Raw genomic sequence first — 23,312 nt, 5'->3', positions numbered from 1 at the left:
GTCCTCGCATTCCCGAGCAGCTGCGACGCGCGGCGCTTCGGGTGCGGTCGATCCTCCGGGGAGTACTCGGGGTCGTCTGTCCGGTGGCCATTGTGCTCAGTGGCGCGGTACCGGCCGATGCGGCGGAAGCGGGGCCGTTCGGTTGGCCGTTGCGGCCGCGACCGGCGGTGGAGCGCCGGTTCGACAAGCCGGAGCGGAATTGGCTGCCGGGGCATCGGGGGGTGGATCTGGCGGGTACCGCCGGGCAGACGGTGCTGGCGGCGGGGGACGGCATCGTGGTGTTCGCGGGGGAAGTGGCGGGCAAACCCGTGGTGTCCATCGATCATCCGGGCGGCTTGCGCACCACGTATGAACCGGTGACGGCGAAGGTCGCGGTGGGAAGCCGGGTGGTCAGGGGTACGGCGATCGGCACGCTGGTGACCGGACACGAGGGGTGTCCGGTCGCCGCGTGCCTGCACTGGGGAGCCCGCCGTGAGTCCGGTGCCCACAACCGGCGCGAGTACGTCGACCCGCTCGGACTCCTGCACGAGGTGCCGGTCCGGTTGAAACCGCTGGATCCGTGATGTGACGAAACGCTCCGCCACCCCGCACCTATGACAGCCCGGAGCGGACGAGAATCGAGGTGTGTCCGAGAAATCAGCGCCTTTCACCTATCCCGACGTGGGCGCCACCCGCGCCACGATGCCCGACGGGTACCACCGGTTCCGGAATCGGCGGCCGATCGGCCACGGCCGCGATCTGTTCGAGCGCGCGGCCGCCCACATTCTCGACTTCGGAATTCAGAAGGGCGTCGGCACCTTTCGCGGCGCCGATACCGAAACCGCGCAGCCCGGAACCGAGTTGACCGTCGTCCTCCGCATCGGGCCACTGAACATCAGCGCGCCCTGCCGCGTCGTCTACGTCCTCGACGAACCCGACCGCCGAGGTTTCGCCTACGGCACCCTGCCGGGACACCCCGAGGTCGGCGAGGAACTGTTCGCCGTCGAATACGACCCGACCGACGACACCGTCTACGGCCTGATCACCGCCTTCTCCCAACCGGGTGCCTGGTACGTCCGTCTCGGCGGACCCGTCACCCGGCTGATCCAGCGCTGGTTCACCCACCGCTACCTGAACACCTTGCCCACCAACGACTGACGTCGCGGCCCGGCCCGCCCGGGTACGGCCGTCAGCCAGCGCGGCCGGCGCGTCGGCTTCGGCGCTCAACCGATCGCGCCGATCGATCGCGCCGAGTCGGTCGTAGTCAGATGCCGCGCAACGTCTTTCGTCGATCTCCCGACGGACGATCGCTTCGATCTCGACCTCGGTGAGGTCGCGGCGAACGGCCTCGGCCGCACCGAGGCCGACTGCGCTTTCCTCCACGGCGCCGGCTCGTACGTCACCCGGCATCGATCGCCTCCGCGTTGTCGATCGCCGCCAACGCCGAACGCAGCGCCGTGACCGCACCGAGGTCACGGGCCTTCATCGCAGTTTTCAACGCGGCGCGCAGCCGCTCGCGCAGGGAAGTCACGTCCACCACAGTATTTCTGACAACGCCACCGGTGCCGAGTACATCGCAGGGCGAGCGCGCGCTACCCGTTGAGCACTACGGTGACTGCCGCGATGAGGGCGACGGTCGCAACGGCGAGGGTGGTGGTCGCGACGAATCGGTGCGCGGTGCCGCAGTGTCCGCGATCGAGTGCGCGGCCGCGCGACCAGCCGACTCCGGCCACGAGCAGGGCGACCGTGGCGGCGGCGAGCGGGACCGGCCATGCCGGCCAACCGTCGACAGTCGCCTCGTGCACGAAGAGCAGCGCGCAGCCGGCTGCTCCGAGAGAGGTGCGCCGCCAAGCCAGAGCGGTGCGCTCCATCGCCAGGGTCGCTGCGGTCACGACAGCACGACCGCCACACAGGCGAGCACGGCGACGATCGCGATGCCGGCCGACAACACGGGAACCAGGACCGTTCCTGGCAACGGTCGCCCGGTCCGCATCGCGAGATCGACCCGCCGCCAGTGCCGGAAGGCAGCGAGCGCGACGGCCAGCGCCATGATCAGGCAGATCATCGAGATGGCGCCGGCGAATCCGGCCAGCCGAGTCGGCTGCACGAGGGTGTGCACCGCGACGCCGCCGGCGAGCAGACCGATCGCGGTCCTGATCCACGCCAGAAACGTCCGCTCGTTGGCGAGGGTGAACCGATAGTCGACCTCCTCCTCGCCGTCGTCCGATTCGGCCCCGACCTCGGGCAACGTCACGACCACCACCTCCTGCCCCCATCATGCGCTACCCCGATCCACCCACGGATGATCCGCACGAGCGCGGCGCCGATCAGGTTGTCGCCGCTGATCTGTGCGGTGCCGGCGCGGCGCCGATCGTGCGCACTCCGTGACAAGGACGCGCGCGGGTTCCCGGCCCCCGAGACACTCCCGGAGCGGCACTGTTCCGGGAGCCGACTTCCCAGACCGGACACGAGAATCGGCACGTTGCGGGCCAGACCGAGGTCACCTGCCGACGGGTGGGATCGGGCGTAAACCGCTCCAAGGCGACCGGTCGCCGGGTGGGCCGGCCGCTGACCGCTCGAGTAGGTCGGCCGCGCACGGGACCTGGCCGAGAACCCACTCGACACGATCAGCCATCGAAGTCGACCGGGCCGAAGACCGACTCGACACGGTCAGGCGCGGGGGTGGGCCTGGTCGTGGACTCGTTTGAGGCGCTCTACAGAGACGTGGGTGTAGAGCTGGGTGGTTGCCATGCTGGCGTGACCGAGGAGTTCCTGGACAACGCGCAGGTCGGCGCCGCCCTCGAGGAGGTGGGTGGCGGCGCTGTGGCGGAGGCCGTGCGGGCCCATGTCGGGAGCGCCGGGGATCGCGGCGATGACGTCGTGGACGACGGCACGCGCTTGGCGCTGGTCGAGGCGGCGACCGCGCTGGCCGAGGAACAAGGCGCGGCCCGAGTTGCTGTTGACCAGCGACGGCCGGCCCGCCCGGAGCCATGCCTCGAGCGCGGTGTCGGCCGGACCACCGAACGGTACCGAGCGCTCCTTGTTGCCCTTGCCGAGCACGCGCACCAGACGACGCTCCCGGTCGATGTCGTCGAGGTCGAGACCGCACAGCTCGCTGACACGAATCCCGGTGGCGTACAACAACTCCACCACCAGCCGATCCCGTAGCGCCATCGGATCCTGCTGCGCCGCCCCGGATTCCGCCGCGACCATGGCCTGTTCGGCCTGACCACGCCCGAGCACCGCGGGCAACACGCGATGGGCTTTCGGAGCCTGCAGGCGCAGCCCCGGGTCGACACCGAGCCGCCCGGTCTCGGTCAGCCACGCGGTGAAAGTCCTTGCCGCCGATGCCCGCCGAGCCAGGGTCGTCCGGGCCACCCCCGCCGCCGCCAGCTCGGCCAACCACGACCGCAGCAACGGCAGATCCAGCTCCCGCACCGCCGAATCCGCCGACCGCGCGTACAGATGCTCGAGCAACGACCGCACATCCCCCAGATACGCCCGCACCGTATGCGCCGACCGATTCCGGCCCAACCGCAGATGCCGCCCGAACTCGGTGAGCAACGCGGTCAGGTCATCAGGCAACACATCCATGACCCAACCGTCACCCTTCCCGGTCCCCCACGCAACCCACCACGCCGCCGAGCCGACCGAACGGTCCGCTTCCCCGTACTGCTCGTCTTCGCACCGTCGCCGCCCGGCCTGCGAGGCACTCAGTCGCGATCCCACTCGACCATTGCCGCGCAGCCGGGACAGACCTGTACTCGCCGAAACGTCGATGTCCACACGTCACGCGACCTGCGCTAGCCTGAAACGTCGATGTCCACACCTCACCCCCGCTGGACGCCCACCGTGTCAGCTGGCCCGTCGACTGGATGTCCGAAACCAACCACCGGAATCGCAGCCGACCAGTTCGGCGAGCTCCAGGCTCGGCAGGACCGCTCGAACCGTGGCCAGGTCCAAGCCGGACTGCTGAGACAGTTCGCGAGGTAGACGCGAGCCGATGGTGGGTAGAGCCGCGTAGATATCAGCTTCAGCACCGCGCAGGTGGCCGGCGCGGTCCGTCGAGCCGCCTTCGCTGACAGGGAGGCGGAGGGGACCCGCTTCGTCGATGATGTCTTCGGCTCGGGTTACCAGAAGCGCCTCGCCTTCTCTGATCATGCGATGACAGCCTGCCGAGGAGGCCGACCCGACCGGCCCCGGCACAGCCATGGCCGGCCTGCCCAGTCTGCGGGCCCATTTCACGGTGTTGCGAGCGCCGCTGCGCAGCCCTGCCTCGACCACCAGAACCCCGTCCCCGAGCGTCGCGATCAACCGGTTCCTCGCCAGGAACTGATGTTTCTGCGCCGAGATGCCTGGCGGATATTCGCTGACGACCAGACCACTGTCGGCGATGGCGGCGAGCAGGCGGTCGTGCTGCGCCGGATAGGGACGGTCGACACCGCAGGCGAGGACGGCGACGGTGGTTCCACCGACGGCGAGGGCCGCCCGGTGCGCCGCCGCGTCGATGCCGAAGGCCGCTCCGGAGACGATCGTCCAGCCCCGGCCTGCCAGGTCGCACGCGATCTCGCTCGCCACCTGCAACCCGTATCCACTGCTACACCGCGAACCGACCACCGCGACAGCACGTTCGGAGGCGGTGTGGAGCGAGAGGGGACCCCGCGCCCACAGCACCAGCGGCACCGCCGCCTCGCGATCGCGCTCGCTGTCGAGTTGGTCGAGTCCGAGCATCCGCCAGCCCGGCCATTCCTCGTCGTCGGGAGTGATCACCCGCCCGCCCAGACGAGCAATCGCCTCCAGATCCGCTGCTGCCGAGTCGATCTCACGCCGCGTCGCGGTGGGACCACGCAGTGCCGCGGGCAACTCGTGCTCACGGACAGCACGCGCGGCCTCGCACACCCCGACCGAGGCGATCAAGGCCGACAGTGGCGCACACGGCCCCTGTACCACCCGCGACAGGTACACCCAGGCGAGTCGGCGCTCGTCCGGATCACCGTCGAGATCCACCATGTCGCCGACCGCACGCGATTCGCTCATTGCGCACCTCGCTGCCGGAAGTTCAACGACGACATCACATCCCGCACCGTGGGCAGCTCCCCTTCGCGCAGGTCGCAGACCGTCCAGGCGACCCGGATGGCCCGGTCGGCGCCACGGGCCGACATGCGCCCCAGCCGTAAGGCCGTCTCGATCGGCGCGATCGATTCCCGCGGCAACGTGAATCGCTTCCGCAGAATGTGGCCCGGCACTTCGGCATTGGTCGCCCACCCGTCCTCGCTCCACCGCTGCGCCGCGCGGGCTCGCGCCCGGGCCACGCGTTCGGCCACCGTGCTGCTGCTCTCGGCCTGTTCGTCGCCGAACGTCGCACCGGCCTGCCCGTGCATCTGGACCCAGATATCGATGCGGTCGAGCAACGGCCCCGATAGTTTGCCCAGGTAGCGGCGTCGTGCCAGTGGCGCGCAGATGCAGTCCACATCGCGTGCTGGAGCGCACGGACAGGGATTGGCCGCCAAGACCAGCTGGAAGCGGGCCGGGTACCGGGCAACGCCGTCGCGCCGGGCGATACGCACTTCCCCCTCTTCGAGCGGAGTCCGCAGTGCCTCCAGGACTTTGGTGCCGATCTCGGCGCATTCGTCGAGGAACAGGACCCCGCGATGGGCCCGGCTGACCGCGCCGGGACGGGCCATGCCGGAACCACCGCCGATCATGGCGGTGACCGACGTCGAATGATGCGGCGCGACAAAGGGAGCCAACGTGAGCAACGGCTGCTCGGCCGACAGCGATCCCGCCATCGAATGGATCGCGGTCACCTCCAGCGATTCCGCTTCCGACAGCGGTGGCAGCAGTCCCGGAAGACGTTGTGCCAACATCGTTTTGCCGATCCCGGGCGGCCCGGTGAGCAGCAGATGGTGTCCGCCTGCCGCAGCGACCTCCAGCGCCCAGCGCGCCTCGTCCTGTCCGACGACATCGCTGAGGTCACCGCACGGGACCTGTGTCCCCGGCACGACGCCGTCGGGTTCGAGCAGCTGACCCTCCCCGCGCAGCCAGGCCACCACTGCCCGCAGACTCGTCGCCCCGAGCACCTCGATCCCCTCGACCAGCCCCGCTTCGGCCACCGCCTCGGCGGGCACGACCACCGTGGGCAGCCCCGCCCGCCGGGCCGCGATCACCGCGGGCAGCACCCCGCGCACCCGCCGAACCCGCCCGTCGAGCGCCAATTCCCCCAGCAGCACCGTTTTCACCAGCCGCTCGCCGGGCACCACCCCGGAGGCGTCGAGCACGGAAACCGCCAGCGCGAGGTCGTAGACACTGCCCACTTTCGGCAGCGTCGCAGGCGAGAGGGCCAGGATCACCCGGCCGTCCGGCCACTTCTCCCCCGTGTTGGCCACTGCCGAACGCACCCGATTGCGCGATTCCTGCAGGGCGGTATCGGGCAGACCGACCAGATTCACCGAGGGCAGACCCTGACCGATGTCGGCCTCGATCTCCACCAGCTGCCCGTCGACCCCCGTCACCGCGACCGACAGCGCCCGTCCGAGCGCCATCAGAACGCGCCGGTCAGATGTTCGATGACCGGCCCGCGCCCCCGCGGCATCAGCACCGACACGACGTCGAAGCGGATGCGCCGCCACGGCCCGTCCTGTTCGGCCAGCCACAGCAGCGCCAGCCGGCGGATGCGCTGCTGCTTGCTGAAGGTGACCGACTCGGCCGGAGTTCCGAACCCCAGCCCGGACCGCGTCTTCACCTCGACGAACGCGGTGATCGACGGGTCCTGGACGATCAGGTCCAGCTCACCGTATCGACACCGCCAATTGCGGGCGACGATCTCCATCCCCGACTCGCACAGATACTGCGCGGCCAGCTTCTCCCCGTACGCGCCGAGCGCCTGTTTGTGTGCCATGAGCGAAAGCATGGCCACAGACGCTCACGTGGCTGTCCCCCGCGACCTGGGCAAACAGAAATCCTGTGGATAACCGCGCCCCTGTGGACAACTACTCCGGCAGGCGCAGGTCCGGCTTCTCCAACTCCTCGATGTTCACGTCCTTGAACGTGATCACCCGAACGTGCTTGACGAAGCGTGCCGGGCGGTACATATCCCACACCCACGCATCGCTCATCCGCACTTCGAAATACACCTCGCCGTCGGCGTTCTGCGGACGCAGCTCGACCGAATTGGCCAGGTAGAAGCGCCGTTCGGTCTCCACCACGTACGAGAACTGGCCGACGATGTCCTTGTACTCGCGGTACAACGACAGTTCCATCTCGGTTTCGTACTTCTCGAGGTCCTCAGCACTCATCGGGTGGGACGTCCTCCTGCTAGCAGCGCCGCGTTCATTGGTGACATCATCGCGCATGTGCCGCGCGAGTAGCCACTCGGCTACCTCCGGGCGCCTCGAGCTCGCGCACATTCCGCCAGGAACGGCGGTGTTCTGTGCTCGGTCCGAGCTGCCGCAGGGCGGCGGTGTGCTCGGGCGTGTTGTAGCCCTTGTGCGCGGCGAAACCGTAGCCGGGTAGCTGGGCGTCGAGCTCGACCATCATCCGGTCCCTGGTCACCTTCGCCAGGATGCTCGCGGCCGCGATGCAGGCCGCGGTGCCGTCGCCGCCGATCACCGGCAGCGACGGTGCGGGCAGACCGGGCACCTTGAATCCGTCGGTCAGGATGTAGCCGGGGGTGCGTTCGAGGCCGACGACGGCTCGGCGCATGCCCTCGATATTGGCGACGTGGATCCCGATCGAGTCGATCTCCCACGCAGGTACCACCACGACGCTCCAGGCCAGCGACAACCGCTGAACCACCGGGAACAGCTCCTCACGGGCCGCCTCCGTGAGTTTCTTGGAGTCGTCGAGCCCGGCGAGCTTGTCGTAGGCCTTGGGCGCGAGCAGGCACGCGGCGACCACCAGCGGACCCGCGCAGGGTCCGCGCCCCGCCTCGTCGACACCGGCCACCGGCGCGAGCCCACCGCGCACGAGCGCGGCCTCGAGCGTGCGTAGTCCCGCCGCCCGGCGCATCACCATCCGCGGCGGCCAGCTGGTCCGATCCTGCCCCACAGTTCGATTGTCCCGTCGCGTCAGTTCGACTGGGTGTTCCGGGTGCGCGTTCGCCCCGGAACACCCCTGCTCAACGTGTCAGTTCTCTTGCGCGTTCTGGCCCAGAACACTCGTCCTCGTCGCGCTAGTTCTCTTGCGGGTTCTGGGTCTTCACTGGGCACAGAACACTCGTCCTCATCGCGTTAGTTCTCTTGCGGGTTCTGGGTCTTCACTGGGCCCATCCGGTTCGGCGGCCAGATCTTGAACACCGTTTTGCCGCGGACGTTGTCCACCGGCACGGTGCCCTGTAGATCGTCGCTGACGTGGGCGCGCGAATCAGCCGACTCGTTGCGGTTGTCGCCCATCACCCACAGATTGCCCTCCGGCACCTTCACCGGGCCGAACACCCGGCCCGCCGGGTACACGGCGTTGGGACGGTCGGTGTACCAGGGGTAGTCCTTCTTGATGTACGGCTCGTCGAGCGGTTTGCCGTCGACCATCACGCGCCCCTGCGGATCACAACACTGCACGGTTTGCCCGCCGACCGCGATCACGCGCTTGACCAGATCGTTCTCGTCCGGCGGGACCAGCCCGAAGTAGGACAGGAAGTTCTGCAGACCGCGCACGACAGTGTTGTCCGAACGCACCGACTTGTAGTGCCCGTTCCACGACGGCGGTCCGACGAACACCACCACGTCGCCCGGTCCGGGTTCGGAGCCGTAATAGCTGATCTTCTGGACGTAGATGCGATCACCGATCAGCAGCGTGTTCTCCATCGACTGCGAGGGGATCACATACGGCCGACCGACGAAAGTCACCATCAACGCGGCGATCACCGCTGCGATCACGACGAGTATCGGCAGCTCCTGCCAGAACGGGCGCTGCTTCTTGTCGCCGCGCTTTTTTCTGCGCCGCCCGCCTTCGTCACCCGAATCGGACACCGACACCGACTCACTTTCGTCTGCCACGCCGAACAGAGTAGCCCGGCACCCTGACGTGAGTCGGGTACCGGGCTACCTGAAGAATTCTGGTACTGCGAAGTGCTACTGCGAGATCAGCGCTTTTCCTTGATCTTGGCAGCCTTGCCGCGCAGGTCGCGCAGGTAGTACAGCTTGGCGCGACGCACGTCACCGCGGGTCACGACATCGATGTGGTCGATGTTGGGGCTGTGCACGGGGAAGGTGCGCTCGACACCGACGCCGAAGGACACCTTGCGGACCGTGAAGGTCTCGCCGATGCCGCCGCCGTGACGCCGGATCACGACGCCCTTGAAGACCTGGATGCGCTCCTTCGAGCCTTCGATGACCTTCACGTGCACGTTCAGGGTGTCGCCCGGACGGAAGTCGGGGACGTCGCTACGCAGCGACTTCTCGTCGACGAAATCAAGGGTGTTCATTTTCCACCTTTTCGGATTCTTTGCGTGAACAGAGGAACCTGGCGGCACTCGCGCGCTCGACCGGTTCATGCTCAGAACAGGAGTGCTCTCGGACATGACTCGTCCAAGGCAACCGGTTCATTGTGCCAGACCGGGTAGCCCTGCTCGAAATCGGGCCTCACTGCTCGTCGGTCTGGTCGGTTCGGCGGCGCGGCAGCAGGTGCGGATGCGGCGGCGGTGCCGAGGGCGCCGGGACGACGGTACGCGCCAATTCCGCCTCGGCTGCCGTACGCGCGTGCTCGACATCGGGCTTGCCCGCGATCAGGTCCTGGATGAAGATCTTCGCGCGGATGACCGGGCGACGGTAGCGCCGCTCCCGCGCGACCGCGCGGTTCATGGTCTTGGGCCGGTGACCGTAGCGCCAACGTGCCCACGGGGCGCCCGGCCTGCTCAAGCGCACCGCGCCGACCAGCAGCAGCGGCGTGAAGAACATGCCGAACAGCCCGGTCCAGATCTTGCCCTTGGCGATCACGATCGCGGCGAGCACCAGATTCACCGTGATCGTGATCACCACCCCGACCCGCACCCCGACACCGCGCGATGCCCGGAAGTCGTCGTAGTCCAGAAACGTCGCCGGTTGGACGCCGAGCAGGAGCAGACCGGTCACGGCGAAGGCGACGAAGACGGCGTCCACCGAGGTTCGGCCCTGCTCGGACCAGTAGACATCACGCAGATAGAAGATCAGCGCGAACTCGTCGAGTACCAGCGCGGCGCCGATCCCGAAGATCGCGGCCAGCACGCTCGAGGTGACCTGGGTGGAGTCCTCGGCGGTGGCGATCAGCCCGATGCCCGACAGCAGCACGGTGATCACGCCGAACACCATGTGGTGGATGTGGGTGTCGCCCGCTTTCACATTGCCCGGCCACCAGCGCACATTGGCCCGGATCATCCGCACACTCACCCGGATCACCACGAAACCGAGAATGAACCCCAGCAGGAAACAGAGCAGGGGCAGGCGGCCGTGCGCGATCACCGCTTCCTCGAGCCACCGTCGCATGCCGCCCGCCCTGTCGTCGAGTTGCTACCTACTTGTTGCCGAAACCAGCCGCGCGCAGGGCGTCTGCCATCGAACCGCTCGGTGCCGCAGCCTGCTTGCGCTGGTTACCGCCGCCATTGCCCTGACGCCCCTGTCCCTGGTTGCGGGCAGGCGCCGGACCACGACCGCCTTGCTGTCCACGACCCTGACCGCGCGGCGCGCCACCTCCACGATTGTCCCCCTGCGCGGGCTTGCCCGGCTCGTCATCGAGCCGCAGGGTGAGCCCGATCCGCTGACGGGCGACGTCGACCTCGAGAACCTTCACCTTCACCACGTCACCGGACTTCACCACTTCGCGCGGATCCTTGACGAAGGTGTGCGACAGCGCCGACACGTGCACGAGACCGTCCTGATGGACGCCGACATCGACGAACGCGCCGAACGCGGCCACATTCGTCACGACGCCCTCGAGCACCATCCCGGGCTTCAGGTCGGCGACCTTCTCGATGCCCGCGGCGAACTCGGCGGTCTTGAATTCCGGACGCGGGTCCAGGCCCGGCTTCTCCAGCTCGGCGATAATGTCGCTGACGGTGGGCACACCGAACTTCTCGTCGGTGAAGTCGCCGGGCTTCAACGCGCGCAGAGTGCTGGTGTTGCCGATGACCTCGGCCATCTCCCGGCCGGTGTGCTCGAGAATGCGGCGCACCACCGGATAGGCCTCGGGGTGCACGGCGGAGGTGTCCAGCGGATCGGCACCGCCGCGGATACGCAGGAAGCCCGCGCACTGCTCGAAAGCCTTCGGCCCCAGGCGCGGAACCTCGAGCAGGGCCTTGCGGCTGTTGAAAGGCCCGTTCTGATCACGGTGGGCCACAATGCTTTCCGCCACCGACGAGGAAACACCCGACACGCGCGAGAGCAGCGGCACCGAAGCCGTGTTCACGTCGACACCGACGGCGTTCACCGCGTCTTCGACGACCGCGCCCAGCGAGCGCGCGAGCAGCGTCTCGGATACGTCGTGCTGGTACTGGCCGACGCCGATCGACTTCGGATCGATCTTCACCAGTTCGGCGAGCGGGTCCTGCAGACGCCGGGCGATGGAGACCGCGCCGCGCAGCGACACGTCCATGTCGGGCAATTCGGCCGAGGCGTAGGCCGATGCGGAATACACGGAGGCGCCCGCCTCCGACACCACGATCTTGGTCGGCTTGTTCTCCGGAATCCGCGAGATCAGTTCCACCGCGAGGGCATCGGTCTCGCGCGAGGCGGTGCCGTTGCCGATGGCGATGAGCTCCACACCGAAGCGGGCGACGAGCGCGGCCAGCACCGCGAGGGACTTCTCGGTCTGCCCCTGCGGTTTGTGCGGGTAGATCACCTCGGTCGCGACGGCCTTACCCGTGGCGTCGACGACGGCGACCTTCACGCCGGTGCGGTAACCGGGGTCGAGGCCCATGGTGGTGCGGGTGCCCGCGGGTGCGGCGAGCAACAGGTCGCGCAGGTTCGCGGCGAACACGTCGACCGCGTCCTTCTCGGCCGCCTGGCGCAACCGCATCCTGGTGTCGATACCCAGGCTCACGGCGAGCTTGGTGCGCCAGGCCCAGCGGACGGTGTCGAGCAGCCAGGAATCGGCCGGACGGCCCTTGTCGGCGATGCCGAAGGCGACCGCGATGCGGCCCTCGTAGAGGGTGCGCTCGCCGGGTGCCGGTTCGTCGGTGTCGGCTTCGAGATGCAGTGTGAGCATCTCCTCCTTCTCCCCGCGCAGCAGCGCCAGGATCCGGTGCGAGGGCAGCTTGTGGAAGGGCTCGCTGAACTCGAAGTAGTCGGAGAACTTGGCTCCCGCCTCCTCCTTGCCCGCGCGCACCGTGGAGGTGATCTGGCCGCGTTTCCACATCAGCTCACGCAGCTCACCGACCAGGTCGGCGTCTTCGGCGAAGCGTTCGACCAGGATCGAGCGGGCGCCGTCGAGCTGTTCGGCGGTGTAGGCGGCCGGATCGGTGCCCGGGTCGCCGATCAGCGCGTCGGCCACCGGCTCGTGTCCGGCTTCGCGCGCGATCTGCGCCTTGGTGCGGCGCTTGGGCTTGTACGGCAGGTAGATGTCTTCCAGGCGCGCCTTGGTCTCGGCGAGCATGAGCTGCGAGTGCAGAGTGGGATCGAGTTTGCCCTGGCCGCGAATGGATTCGATGATCGCGCCGCGGCGCTCGTCGAGCTCACGCAGATACCCGAGCCGTTCCTCGAGCTGGCGCAACTGGGCATCGTCGAGGCCGTCGGTGACCTCTTTGCGGTAGCGCGCGATGAACGGAACCGTCGAACCACCGTCGAGCAGTTCGACGGCGGCGCGGACCTGGGTCTCGCGCACCCCCAGTTCATCGGCGATCCGCCTGCCTACGCTGGCGATGGTGGTCGTGCTGTCGGCGATCTCGGGCGCTGTCGTCACAGCCGCAGAGACTACAGCTCATGACCGACACCGCGCTGGCACCCAGGTCAGCGGATTGTCCGCACCTCGGGTTCGGTGATCGGGCGATCCAGCACGGTGTCGGTGCGTTCGCGCAGGAATTTGTCGAACATCGCCGCGACGTAGCCCCGCACGAGCGACGCCATGCGATCCGGATCGATGGCGCCGAGGTAGGTCGACGCGGCGGGCCGGGCGACGGGGGGCACCAGCGACGGCATGTCGGTGAAGTCGTAGTGCGCCGAATCCGCTATGGCCAGATGACGTTTCCAGCCGGTGGCCCCCTGCCAGAACGCGTCGAGGGACGGATTCGCATCACCGACTTCCTCGATCTGCTCGCTGGTCAGGACCAGGGTGGGCCGATCGACGCCCTCGGTCACCGCGCGGCCGAACGCCTCGTCCACCCCGATCTGTCCGTCTATGTCGACGGCCGCGTCGATGCGGCGGTCCTCGTGCATGGCCTCGACGGCGGTGTACCCGCCCGATGAATGTCCGACGGCGCCGACCCGGTTCAGGTCGAGCACCCGGCCCAGATCGGCGGGTAGGGGGTCGGATTCGGCATCGGGGTTGGTCCCCGCGGCCAGCCCGGCGAGGGAGTCGAGCACGAACCGGAGATCGAGCAGCCGTGCGGCGATGTACTTCTCGCGGATCGCGGTGTCGAAGCCGTTGGGCGCCGGGGCGGGCCGCACGAGCCGGCCGCCGGGGAACTCGACGGCCGGACCGGTTTCATAGGTGTGATCGACGGTCACCACCACGTAGCCGCGCGAGGCCAGGTCCTCGGCGAGCCCGGTGCCCAGAATCCGCGAGACACCGGCGCCGGGGGTGTACAGCACGACCGGATAGGCGCCCGCCGCCTGCGCGGGCGCCTCCCGGTGGGCGTGAGTCAGGGCGCCGGGCAGCTCGATGCCGAGTTCGTCCTCCAGTCCGGGGATCAGTTCGGTCGACGCGTAATGCGCACGCGGGTAGCGATTCACCTCGGTCGCCGGGTAGAACACCGAGACCATCAGTTCCCTCGACCGGTCGGGCTGGAACGGATCCGGCCGTGCGTCGTCGACCAGGTGCAGCGTCGTGGCGCCGACCGGCAGAGTTGCACTGGGACTCGGGAGAACGCCGACCCCGCCCGGCCCGGCGCCGGCACCACCCGCACTCGACGCGACCACCGCGCAGACCGACATCGACACCACCACTGCACGACGGAACACCGTCTCCCCCATCATTGTTCAGTACCATCCCGAACGCCCGACCGTCGCGAACACGCTAGCAACAAGCACTGGTGCCCGCGACGGATCGAGCCAGGGTGCGTTCCAGCCGCTCAGCCGAGGATGTCCCTGGCAAGTTCGCGCATCTCGGCCTTGCGGACCTTGCCGGTGACCGTCATCGGGAACTCGTCGACCACGTGCACATAGCGCGGGATCTTGTAGTGAGCCAGGCGTCCGGCGCAGAAGGTGCGGACGGTGTCGGCGTCGAGGGGTTTCGCGCCCTCACGGAGACGGAGCCAGACCATGAGCTCCTCACCGTATTTGGCGTCAGGGACACCGATGACCTGGGCGTCGACGACATCGGGGTGGGTGTAGAGGAACTCCTCGATCTCGCGGGGGTAGATGTTCTCGCCGCCGCGGATCACCATGTCCTTGATCCGGCCGGTGACCGCGAGGTAGCCGTCGGCGTCCATGACGCCGATGTCGCCGGTGTGCATCCAGCGGGCAGCGTCGATCGCCTCGGCGGTCTTGTCGGGCTGTTCCCAGTACCCGAGCATCACCGAGTAACCGCGGGTGCACAGTTCGCCCGGTTCGCCACGCGCCACGGTGCGCCCGGTCTCCGGGTCGACCACCTTCACCTCGAGGTGCGGGCCGACCCGGCCGACGGTGGCGGTGCGCCGGTCGATGCTGTCGTCGCGACGGGTCTGCGTGGACACCGGTGAGGTCTCGGTCATGCCGTAGCAGATGGACACCTCGCTCATCCCCAGCCGATCGATCACCCGTTTCATCACCTCGACCGGGCACGGTGAGCCCGCCATGATGCCGGTGCGCAGGCTCGACAGGTCGTAGTCGGCGCCGGAATCGAGTTCGGCCAGCATCGCGATGAACATCGTCGGCACACCGTAGAGCGAGGTGCAGCGTTCCGCGGCGACAGCGGCCAACGCCGCGGCCGGATCGAACGACGGCGACGGAATCACCGCGGTCGCACCGTGGGAGGTGACCGCGAGATTGCCCATCACCATGCCGAAGCAGTGGTAGTACGGAACCGGGATGCAGACCCGATCGGCCTCGGTGTATCCGCACAGTTCGCCGACGAAGAACCCGTTGTTGAGGATGTTGTGGTGGCTCAGCGTCGCGCCCTTCGGGAAACCCGTTGTTCCCGAGGTGTATTGGATGTTGATCGGGTCGTCGGCCGACAGCGTCTCGGCGATCGCACCGAGCCGCTGCCTGTCCGGCACGGTTTCGGCCACCTGCCGCCACGGCTCGGTGCCGAGAATCAGCACCTGTTCCAGGGCGGGACAGTTCGGCCGGACCTGCTCGATCATCGCGACGTAGTCCGAGCTCTTGAACTCCGGTGCGGCGATCAGCGTGCGTACCCCGGCCTGGACGAGAACGTATTCGAGTTCGCTGGTGCGGTAGGCGGGGTTGATGTTGACCAGGATGGCACCGATCTTCGCGGTGGCGTATTGCACGAGGAACCATTCCGCGCAGTTGGGTGCCCAGATGCCGACCCGGTCACCGGGTTCGATGCCGTGTGCGGCGAGACCGGTCGCGACGGCGTCGACCGCCGCACCCACCTCGCGGTAGGTCCAGCGACGCCCTGCCGGGCAGTCGACGAGCGCGTCACGCGCGGGGTGGGCCGCGACGGCGCGGTCCAGATTCGCGCCGATGGTGTCGCCGAGCAGCGCGACCTCGGCGGGACCGCAGCTGTAGCTGAGTTCGGACATCACCGGATCTCCTTGCCGCGCAGCAGGAATCGCTGCACTTTGCCACTCGGCGTCTTGGGCAGGCTGTCCACGAAATGGACCCTTCTCGGATAAGCGTGGGCGGCGAACTCGTCCTTGACCAGCTGCTGCAGTTCGGCTGCCAACCCAGCGCTGCCCTCGATGCCGGGGCGGGTCACGACGAAGGCCTCCAGCACCTCGCCGCGCAGTTCGTCGGGCATCCCGACTACGGCGGCCTCGGCGACCTGCTCGTGCAGAACCAGCACACTCTCGACCTCGAACGGGCCGATCCGGTAGCCCGCCATGATGATCACGTCGTCGTCGCGGGAGCTGAAGCGGAAGCAGCCGTCGGAATCGCGGGAGGCGACGTCACCGGTCAGATACCAGCGTCCGTCGGCGGTGAATCGGCTCGCGGTGCGCTCCGGATCGTCGAGGTAGCCGAGGAACCAGAGCAGCGGGCTGTGGTGGGTGTCGATGGCGACCCGGCCGATCTCACCGGGTGCCGCCTCGGTGTCGACGTCCTCGGCGAGGACCGCACAGGACCACCCGGGGAGCTGCCTGCCCATCGAACCGGGCGGGACTGCCACATCGAGGGCGGGGTACCACGCATGGCAGATCACCATGCCGTGCTCGGTCTGACCGTAGTGGTCACGCACCGCAACCCCGAGTGTCCGCTGCGACCAGGCCACCACGTCCGGGGTCAACGGCTCGCCCGCCGACGACGCCCGGCGCAGGGCGAAGCCCTCCGGAGCCGGAGCGCTGTCGGCGCGCAACGCCCGATAGACGGTCGGCGCGGCGGCGAAGTTGGTGACGCCGAAGCGCTGCAACACGTCCCAGGTGAGTGACGCCGAGAACCCCGCGTGCAGCAGCAGGCTGCGCACGCCGGTGGCCAGCGGCCCCAGGATCGCGTAGTAGAGGCCGTACGCCCAGCCTGGATCGGCCGCGTTCCAGAAGACGTCCTCGGGGCGCACATCCAGGGCGAACTCCTGGTAGGCGTGGAACGACGCCAGCGCGCGCACCGGGATCGGCACGCCCTTGGGGGTTCCGGTGGTGCCGCTGGTGAACAGCTGGACCAGCAGGCCGTCGCCACCTACCGCCACCGGCTTCGCACGCGGGTCGTCGGACCGGTACCCGTCGAGCAGATCGTCGAAGCGCAGCGCGCCGGGGCTGTCGGCGTCACCGGCAACGATCGTCCGATAGCCGGCCGCCGCGAGTTTCGGCGCCTGGTCGGCATCGGCGACCACGACCTTCGCGCGGCTCGCGGTCAGCCGGAATTCGACGGCCGGGGGCGCGAACGCGGTGAACAACGGCACGTGCACCGCGCCGCGGCGCCAGATACCCAGCAGCGCCACCACGAGCTCGACGGATTTCGCCATCAATGTCGCCACCCGATCGCCGGGTTCGACGCCGAGTTCGGCCAGCGCGGCGGCGAACCGGGCCGAGCGCTCCCGCAGCTCACCGTAGGTCAGGTCGTGGGCGCGCAGATCGGACTCGATCACCGTGAACGCGATCTGCCCGGCCGGGTGCCGATCGCAGAGCAGATCGGCCGCACAGGCCTCTGGTCGGTCGTAGTGGTCGAGCAGGTCGCGCACCCGCACGTCCAGATCGGTAGTCATCGCAGCTTCTCCTCATCACCCGGGTATCGGCCACCGGGTCTGCCCTAGAATGTGGCATAGCTCACGTGTCCCACTACCCCCGAAAAGGGGTGATCCATGACTTCCCTGTTGCGCCCGCGCGACGGTGATGCGCTTCGCGCCGAGATCCGCTGGGTGGCGGGACGGGCGAGCGTCCCGGTGGTGTTCGGCGGCGCGGTGGACGAGGACACCCTGCTGCTCACCGAGTTCGTCGGCACCGTCACCACCGGTCTGCGCGGGCTGTCGGTGCTGCGCACCTCCGGGCTCGGCGGGCAAGCCATGGAGTACCGCAGGCCCGCGTCGGTGGCCGACTATCGAGGCTCGTCCTCGATCACCCACCACTACGACGCCGCGGTCGTCGGCGAAGGGTTGCGGTCGGTGATGGCCGTGCCGGTGCTGGTCGCCGACCGACCTCGCGCCGTGCTGTACGCCGCCACGCGTGGCACGGGCCCCCTCGGCGACCGCACCGCCGAGGTGATCCTGCAGGCGGGTAAGCGACTGGCCGCGGAGATCGCCGTCCGTGACGAGGTGGACCGGCGGGTCCGGCTGCTCGAGCTCGCGACACCGCCGACGACGACCACCCCCGCGGCGACCGAGGAGTTGCGCGAGATCCACGCCGAGCTTCGCGCCCTCGCGGCCGCCACGGGCGATCTCGCCCTGCGCGACCGGCTTTCCGGGGTGTGCGAACGACTGACCGGGGTGTTGACCGGCGAGTCCGCCGGCGATGCGCCGCGGTTGTCGCGGCGCGAACTCGACGTGCTCGCCCAGATCGCCCTCGGTTGCACGAATCAGGAAGTGGCGCTTCGACTCTCGCTCGGCACCGAGACCGTCAAGAGTTACCTGCGGCAGGCGATGAGCAAGCTGGATGCCGGCACCAGGCACGAGGCGGTGGCTCGGGCACGGCGGCACGGCCTGCTGCCCTGACCGCCGCGACCCACGACCGCTTCGACCCCTGCGCCAGATGTGGGATATATCACCGCCATTCGGCCGCTGAATCCGCCGCAATGCCTCCGGCGCGACCGAGCGAACCGGCAAGGTCTCACCTCGTGGGCGCGACACCACACCGAATGTCACCGAGCGCTCACTCGGGTCAGCGTCCAATCATCAAGGGACGCAGTGCCTGTACTGGGAACATCGGCGCACCGTCCGTTCGGCCTCGTCGCGTCCGGCCCGACCGCGCCGACGGACGCTGGGACCGAACCCGTTCCGGATGGAACCAGCAACCCTCACTATGGACGATCGCACAAAGAACGACCTGGATGGATACCCAAATGTCTTTAGGGGAAAACAATCTCGGTCCCCGTCGCGCCCGGTAGCGTCGCTTCGATGACGGAGCCTTTTCAACTGGCCGGCCTCTCACTGGACTGTGACGACCCCGAGTCCCTCGCCCGCTTCTATCTCGGGCTGCTCGGTGGCCGTGTCCTGTGGAACGACGCGCACAGTGTCGGGATCCGAATCCCGTCGGGACTGACGGTCGCCGCGCAACGCGTCGAGGACTACTACCCGCCGCAGTGGCCCGGCACGGCCGCGGTGCACCTCGATCTCGCCGCCGACGCCGACCTCGATCTCTGCGAACAGCACGCCCTCGCGATCGGTGCCAAACCCGCACCGGTACAACCGGATCCGCGCTGGCGGGTATTGCTCGACCCCGCCGGGCACCCGTTCTGTATCACCACCCGGGTGATCCCGGGTTAGGTCAGGGCAGCAGGTCGGGACGGCGCTGCGCCGTGCGTTCCAGTGACTGTTCGTGCCGCCACGCGGCGACCTTGGCATGGTCGCCCGACAGCAGGATCGGGGGCACCTCGAGGCCACGCCACGACACCGGCCGGGTGTAGCTGGGCCCTTCGAGGAGCCCGTCGGAGAACGAATCCTCCTGGTGGGACTGCTGATTGCCGAGCACGCCGGGGATCAGACGCACCACGGCCTCGGTCATCACGAGCACCGCGGCCTCGCCGCCGATGAGAACGTAGTCGCCGATGCTCACCTCTTCGACTCGGACGCGGCGGGCGGCATCGTCGAACACGCGCTGATCGATGCCCTCGTAGCGCCCGCAGGCGAACACGAGGTGCTTCTCGGTGGCCCAGCGCTGCGCGGTGGCCTGGGTGAACGGCACACCGGCCGGCGTGGGGACGACGAGCAGTGCGTCGTCCGGGCACACCTCGTCCAGGGCCTCGCCCCAGACGGTGGGCTTCATGACCATGCCGGGACCGCCGCCGTAGGGCGAATCGTCGACCGATTTGTGCACGTCGTGCGTCCAGTGGCGCAGATCGTGCACGCCGATCGAGATCAGGCCCTTGTCGACAGCCTTGCCGAGCAGCGCTGTCCGCAGCGGCTCGAGGTACTCCGGGAAGATCGTGACGACGTCGAGTTGCACGAATTACTCCGGATCGAGCAGGCCCTCGGGCGGCGTGATGACAACCAGTCCATCGGCGAGCGAAACCGTCGGCACGATGGCGGTGACAAAGGGAATGAGAATCTCGCGACCGTCGTCGGCGGCGCGCACCGACAGCAGTTCGCCCGCGGCCGAATGCAGCACCTCGGTGACCGTGCCGACGAGGGTGCCGTCGGTGAACTTGACCCGGAGGCCTTCGAGTTCGTGGTCGTAGAAGGCGTCGTCGTCCTCCGACGGCGGCAGCGAATCGCTGTCGACGACGAACAACGTGCCACGCAGGGCGTCGGCGGCGGTGCGATCGTCGATCCCGTCGACGAACACCAGAAGCCGGCCCGAGTGCTCTCGGGCCGACTTCACGGTGTAGTCACGGGTCGCCGAGGACTTCGGCATCCTGCCGCGCAGCGTGACGCCCGGCGCGAACCGGACGTCCGGTTCGTCGGTGCGAACATCGACGACGAGTTCGCCGCGCACACCGTGCGACTTGGCGACCCGACCTACGACGAGTTCCATCTAGGCGTCGGTATCGACCACGTCGACCCGGATCCCACGGCCGCCGATGCCGGCGACCAGGGTGCGCAGCGCGGTCGCGGTACGACCACCGCGCCCGATCACCTTGCCCAGGTCTTCAGGATGGACGTGTACCTCGACGGTGCGTCCACGACGTCCGGTGAGCAGCTCGACACGGACGTCGTCAGGGTTGGCGACGATGCCGCGAACCAGATGTTCGACGGCATCGGCAACAACAGCAGTCATTACTCGGCAGCCTCGGTGGCGGCTTCCTCAGCGGCAGCCTCGTCCTTCTTGGCGGCCTTCTTCTTCGGGGTGACGGCCTCGGTGGTGGGCGCGTTGTCGGCGGCGGCCAGCGCGGCGTTGAACAGGTCCAGCTTGGAGGTCTTCGCGGCCTTCACCTTCAGGGTGCCCTCGGTGCCCGGCAGGCCCTTGAACTTCTGCCAGTCGCCGGTGATCTCCAGCAGACGCTGCACCGACTCGGTGGGCTGCGCGCCGACCGACAGCCAGTACGCGACGCGCTCGGCGTCGATCTGGATCAGCGAAGGCTCTTCCTTCGGGTGGTACAGGCCGATGGACTCGATGGCGCGGCCGTCACGACGGGTACGGGCGTCGGCGACGACGACGCGGTACTGCGGGTTGCGGATCTTGCCGAGACGAGTGAGCTTGATCTTGACAGCCATGCTGTTCAGTCTTCTTTCAGTAGTTTTGGTCACCACGCGATTCGGCGACCCGCATGGTCTGCGGGTCCGGTTTCGCGCATGCGTGCGTGACCGCCGCGCGGTACGTAACCGGAGACGGGCTGACACTGTCCAGGAAGGACGAGGGTTCATTCTGCCAGACGACCCGCCGCGCCCGGAAATCGCCTCCGCTATTGCCGTCGACGCCGATTCAGCGGTGCCCGGTGACCGGATCGGGGGTCTTCACGACCAGGCCACGCAGCACGACCCATTGTGGGTCGGTGAGCGAGTGCGGGTTCACGCGGGGGTCGTGGGCGTAGACGACGAAGTCGGCCGGGGCGCCCTCGTCGATACCGGGGCGGCCGAGCCAGGTGCGGGCGTTCCACGACGCGGCGCCGAGAGCCTCGTGGGGTGACAGGCCCGCGCCGGACAGGGCGGTGATCTCGTCGGCGATGCGGCCGTGACGGATGGAGCCGCCCGCGTCGGTGCCCGCGTAGATCGGGACGCCCGCCTCGTGGGCTTTGCCGACGGTGTCGCGAACGCGGCGGTGCAGGTCGCGCATGTGGGCGGCGTAGACCGGGAACTTCGTGGCGCTGTCGGCGATGCCGGGGAAGGTGTCGATATTGATCAGGGTGGGGACCAGGGCGGTGCCGTTGGCCACCATCAGTTCGATGGTGTCGTCGGTGATGCCGGTGCCGTGTTCGAGGCAATCGATACCCGCGTTGATCAGGCCCGGCAGGGCGTCCTCACCGAACACGTGGGCGGTGACCCTTGCCCCGTTCGCGTGGGCGGCGTCGATGGCCTGCTTCAGGATGTCGTCACTCCACAGCGGGCGCAGGTCGCCGACGGAGCGGTCGATCCAATCCCCCACGATCTTCACCCAGCCGTCACCGAAGCGGGCCTGCTCGGCGACGATCTCGGGCAGGTCGCGCTCGTCGTCGAGTTCGATCCCGAGTTCGCGGATGTAGCGCTTGGGGCGGGCGATGTGACGACCCGCGCGGATGATCCGCGGCAGCTCGGCGTGCTCGTCGATGAAGCGGGTGTCGATCGGCGAGCCCGCGTCGCGCAGGAGCAGCGCCCCGGCGTCGCGTTCGGTCTCGGCCTGCTCGATCGCGCCGTCGCGGGTCTCGTCCCCGCCGCCGTAGCGAATGCCGACATGGCAGTGCGCGTCGACCAGGCCGGGCACGATCCAGCCTGTGCCGCACAGGGTTTCGGCACCACGCACGGGCTCGAACGTCACGGCGCCGTCGACAACCCAGAGGTCGCGCTCCCGGTCGCCGGGGAGAACTACACCACGCAGATGCACACGAACCTCCAGTCGTCGGCCTGAAACCGAACCTACCTCGCAGGATCGGCGCACGCACACGCTCCGAGGCCCGGCCACCGCGCCAGCACCGGGCGCGGGGTCGGCACCCTTCGGGCGAGCGGTCAGTCGCCTGAAGGATCGCCGTCGAGAAAGACCCGCACAGCGGTGATCCGCGGCCGGTCCGGGGCGAAGTCGACGAAGGCCACACCCCGCGACGCACCGACCCGCACGCTCACGCTGACCGTGCGACCCGCGGCGATCATCTTGTCCCACTCGATGTCTCGCGCGCGGTCGGCGAACTCCGTCACCGAGATCGGTCGCCCGGCGGGCAGCTCGCACACCGTCCGCTCATCGAGCAGCGCTCGCACGCCACCCGTGTCGCCGGACGCGACAGCAGCGAAGAGTCTGCCGACGATGCGCTTGCCGGAGCCGCCGATGCCGCGCAGCGCCCGCATCATGCCCATCGCTCCGCCCATGCCGAGCTCGCCCACGAGCTGCGGCCCGAGCTTCGCTCCCGCGAGCAATCCGGACGGGCCGGTGCGCAGCAGACGCGCGACCATCACCCCCAGCTCCCAGTGCGCGGCGAGCCGGGCGATCCGCCAGCCGCCGTCGGTATCGACCAGGTCGTAGCGCAGATGCATCGGCACGGTGACGGTGGCGCCCGTCGACATCGTGGTCTCGATGTGCAGGTCACGCACCACCGCGTAGCCGGCGACGATGTCGCGGTCCACGCGGAAGGCGATGGCGTTCGGCGCGATGAAGACGTTGTAGAAACGCGAGATCGCGTCCGGGCCGATGTGCTCGCGCGAGCCGTACGGGTCGTGTACCGCCGCCTGCTCGGCGAACAGCCCGACCCACGCGGTCTTGTCGTGCGCGGCCACCGCACGCGGTGACGCCCGCACCGCCGCCAGCAGGTCCTCGGCGGTCCGATCCAACGACATGTAGGTCCTCCATAGTCACGCTCCCCCTCCGCGATCCATGATAGAACGTGTTCTAGTTTTGCGTCGGC

General features: G+C 68.6%; 26 protein-coding genes. 4 read left to right on the top strand and 22 right to left on the bottom strand.

The features are described 5' to 3' along the window. Positions 1 to 83: 83 nt before the first annotated feature. Positions 84 to 563, top strand: a complete 480-nt coding sequence (locus tag ACFVVI_RS00715) for a M23 family metallopeptidase (RefSeq protein WP_387442175.1) — start codon at positions 84 to 86, stop codon at positions 561 to 563. Positions 564 to 624: 61 nt separating this feature from the next. Next, positions 625 to 1,137 (top strand): DUF1990 family protein, encoded by a 513-nt coding sequence (locus ACFVVI_RS00710; protein ID WP_387442172.1) that lies wholly within the window; start codon positions 625 to 627, stop codon positions 1,135 to 1,137. Between the two features lie 241 nt (positions 1,138 to 1,378). Here the strand turns inward: ACFVVI_RS00710 and ACFVVI_RS00705 are convergent, their stop codons facing one another. From ACFVVI_RS00705 to ACFVVI_RS00630, 16 genes are all read right to left on the bottom strand, one after another. Next, the gene (locus ACFVVI_RS00705; protein WP_387442170.1) at positions 1,379 to 1,510 is read right to left on the bottom strand and encodes a hypothetical protein; all 132 of its coding nucleotides are present in this window, start codon (positions 1,508 to 1,510) and stop codon (positions 1,379 to 1,381) included. 61 nt (positions 1,511 to 1,571) lie between these two features. After that, positions 1,572 to 1,871, bottom strand: coding sequence for a DUF202 domain-containing protein (locus tag ACFVVI_RS00700; protein WP_378992202.1), 300 nt, complete (start codon positions 1,869 to 1,871; stop codon positions 1,572 to 1,574). Then, complete coding sequence (locus ACFVVI_RS00695) at positions 1,868 to 2,233, bottom strand: YidH family protein (protein ID WP_378992200.1); 366 nt, start codon at positions 2,231 to 2,233, stop codon at positions 1,868 to 1,870. Before ACFVVI_RS00695 ends, ACFVVI_RS00700 begins: the two co-directional genes overlap by 4 nt. 416 nt (positions 2,234 to 2,649) lie before the next feature. Then, positions 2,650 to 3,573, bottom strand: coding sequence for a tyrosine recombinase XerC (locus ACFVVI_RS00690; protein WP_378626382.1), 924 nt, complete (start codon positions 3,571 to 3,573; stop codon positions 2,650 to 2,652). A gap of 261 nt (positions 3,574 to 3,834) precedes the next feature. Next, positions 3,835 to 5,016, bottom strand: coding sequence for a DNA-processing protein DprA (gene dprA, locus ACFVVI_RS00685; protein WP_387442166.1), 1,182 nt, complete (start codon positions 5,014 to 5,016; stop codon positions 3,835 to 3,837). Further along, positions 5,013 to 6,521, bottom strand: a complete 1,509-nt coding sequence (locus ACFVVI_RS00680; RefSeq protein WP_387442164.1) for a YifB family Mg chelatase-like AAA ATPase — start codon at positions 6,519 to 6,521, stop codon at positions 5,013 to 5,015. The genes dprA and ACFVVI_RS00680 overlap by 4 nt, the downstream gene beginning before the upstream one ends. Next, the gene (locus ACFVVI_RS00675; RefSeq protein ID WP_378992197.1) at positions 6,521 to 6,877 is read right to left on the bottom strand and encodes a YraN family protein; all 357 of its coding nucleotides are present in this window, start codon (positions 6,875 to 6,877) and stop codon (positions 6,521 to 6,523) included. Before ACFVVI_RS00675 ends, ACFVVI_RS00680 begins: the two co-directional genes overlap by 1 nt. Positions 6,878 to 6,968: 91 nt before the next feature. After that, on the bottom strand, positions 6,969 to 7,274 hold the full coding sequence (locus ACFVVI_RS00670; RefSeq protein WP_011210678.1) for a DUF2469 domain-containing protein: 306 nt from the start codon (positions 7,272 to 7,274) through the stop codon (positions 6,969 to 6,971). A gap of 46 nt (positions 7,275 to 7,320) precedes the next feature. Beyond that, entirely contained in the window at positions 7,321 to 8,025 is a 705-nt protein-coding gene (locus ACFVVI_RS00665; RefSeq protein WP_378992196.1) for a ribonuclease HII, read from the bottom strand. Positions 8,026 to 8,207: 182 nt separating this feature from the next. Continuing rightward, entirely contained in the window at positions 8,208 to 8,972 is a 765-nt protein-coding gene (lepB, locus tag ACFVVI_RS00660) for a signal peptidase I (protein ID WP_378992195.1), read from the bottom strand. A gap of 86 nt (positions 8,973 to 9,058) precedes the next feature. Further along, complete coding sequence (rplS, locus tag ACFVVI_RS00655) at positions 9,059 to 9,400, bottom strand: 50S ribosomal protein L19 (RefSeq protein ID WP_071929278.1); 342 nt, start codon at positions 9,398 to 9,400, stop codon at positions 9,059 to 9,061. Positions 9,401 to 9,557: 157 nt separating this feature from the next. Beyond that, a complete protein-coding gene (locus ACFVVI_RS00650; RefSeq protein WP_378992193.1) occupies positions 9,558 to 10,436 on the bottom strand; it encodes a hypothetical protein in 879 nt (292 codons plus the stop codon). A 28-nt stretch (positions 10,437 to 10,464) separates the two neighbouring features. Next, positions 10,465 to 12,846: a Tex family protein gene (locus tag ACFVVI_RS00645; protein WP_378992192.1), complete on the bottom strand. Its 2,382-nt coding sequence runs from the start codon at positions 12,844 to 12,846 to the stop codon at positions 10,465 to 10,467. Between the two features lie 47 nt (positions 12,847 to 12,893). Further along, positions 12,894 to 14,063 (bottom strand): alpha/beta hydrolase family protein, encoded by a 1,170-nt coding sequence (locus ACFVVI_RS00640; protein ID WP_387442160.1) that lies wholly within the window; start codon positions 14,061 to 14,063, stop codon positions 12,894 to 12,896. Positions 14,064 to 14,173: 110 nt separating this feature from the next. Continuing rightward, a complete protein-coding gene (locus ACFVVI_RS00635) occupies positions 14,174 to 15,787 on the bottom strand; it encodes an AMP-binding protein (protein WP_387442158.1) in 1,614 nt (537 codons plus the stop codon). Next, positions 15,787 to 17,400, bottom strand: coding sequence for an AMP-binding protein (locus ACFVVI_RS00630; protein ID WP_387442157.1), 1,614 nt, complete (start codon positions 17,398 to 17,400; stop codon positions 15,787 to 15,789). The genes ACFVVI_RS00635 and ACFVVI_RS00630 overlap by 1 nt, the downstream gene beginning before the upstream one ends. A gap of 96 nt (positions 17,401 to 17,496) precedes the next feature. On the opposite strand from ACFVVI_RS00630, the gene ACFVVI_RS00625 reads away from it, so the two are divergent. Continuing rightward, positions 17,497 to 18,342: a LuxR C-terminal-related transcriptional regulator gene (locus tag ACFVVI_RS00625; protein WP_387442154.1), complete on the top strand. Its 846-nt coding sequence runs from the start codon at positions 17,497 to 17,499 to the stop codon at positions 18,340 to 18,342. 402 nt (positions 18,343 to 18,744) lie between these two features. Further along, positions 18,745 to 19,113: a VOC family protein gene (locus ACFVVI_RS00620; protein ID WP_378992183.1), complete on the top strand. Its 369-nt coding sequence runs from the start codon at positions 18,745 to 18,747 to the stop codon at positions 19,111 to 19,113. A 1-nt stretch (position 19,114) separates the two neighbouring features. Here ACFVVI_RS00620 and trmD read toward each other — a convergent pair whose 3' ends face one another. From trmD to ACFVVI_RS00590, 6 genes are all read right to left on the bottom strand, one after another. Then, positions 19,115 to 19,792: a tRNA (guanosine(37)-N1)-methyltransferase TrmD gene (gene trmD, locus ACFVVI_RS00615; RefSeq protein WP_378992180.1), complete on the bottom strand. Its 678-nt coding sequence runs from the start codon at positions 19,790 to 19,792 to the stop codon at positions 19,115 to 19,117. A gap of 3 nt (positions 19,793 to 19,795) precedes the next feature. Continuing rightward, entirely contained in the window at positions 19,796 to 20,320 is a 525-nt protein-coding gene (gene rimM / locus ACFVVI_RS00610) for a ribosome maturation factor RimM (protein ID WP_387442150.1), read from the bottom strand. Then, entirely contained in the window at positions 20,321 to 20,563 is a 243-nt protein-coding gene (locus ACFVVI_RS00605) for an RNA-binding protein (RefSeq protein ID WP_056811833.1), read from the bottom strand. After that, a complete protein-coding gene (rpsP, locus tag ACFVVI_RS00600; protein WP_378626367.1) occupies positions 20,563 to 21,000 on the bottom strand; it encodes a 30S ribosomal protein S16 in 438 nt (145 codons plus the stop codon). The genes ACFVVI_RS00605 and rpsP overlap by 1 nt, the downstream gene beginning before the upstream one ends. A 208-nt stretch (positions 21,001 to 21,208) precedes the next feature. Then, on the bottom strand, positions 21,209 to 22,303 hold the full coding sequence (locus ACFVVI_RS00595; RefSeq protein ID WP_378992179.1) for an amidohydrolase family protein: 1,095 nt from the start codon (positions 22,301 to 22,303) through the stop codon (positions 21,209 to 21,211). A 122-nt stretch (positions 22,304 to 22,425) separates the two neighbouring features. Further along, on the bottom strand, positions 22,426 to 23,244 hold the full coding sequence (locus ACFVVI_RS00590; RefSeq protein WP_378992178.1) for a nuclear transport factor 2 family protein: 819 nt from the start codon (positions 23,242 to 23,244) through the stop codon (positions 22,426 to 22,428). Positions 23,245 to 23,312 lie beyond the last annotated feature (68 nt).

The sequence above is a fragment of the Nocardia sp. NPDC058114 genome (assembly GCF_042884695.1).
Taxonomy (GTDB): Bacteria; Actinomycetota; Actinomycetes; order Mycobacteriales; family Mycobacteriaceae; genus Nocardia.
The sequence above is the reverse complement of the archived record's forward strand: the minus strand, read 5'-3'. Positions and strand labels throughout refer to the sequence as shown.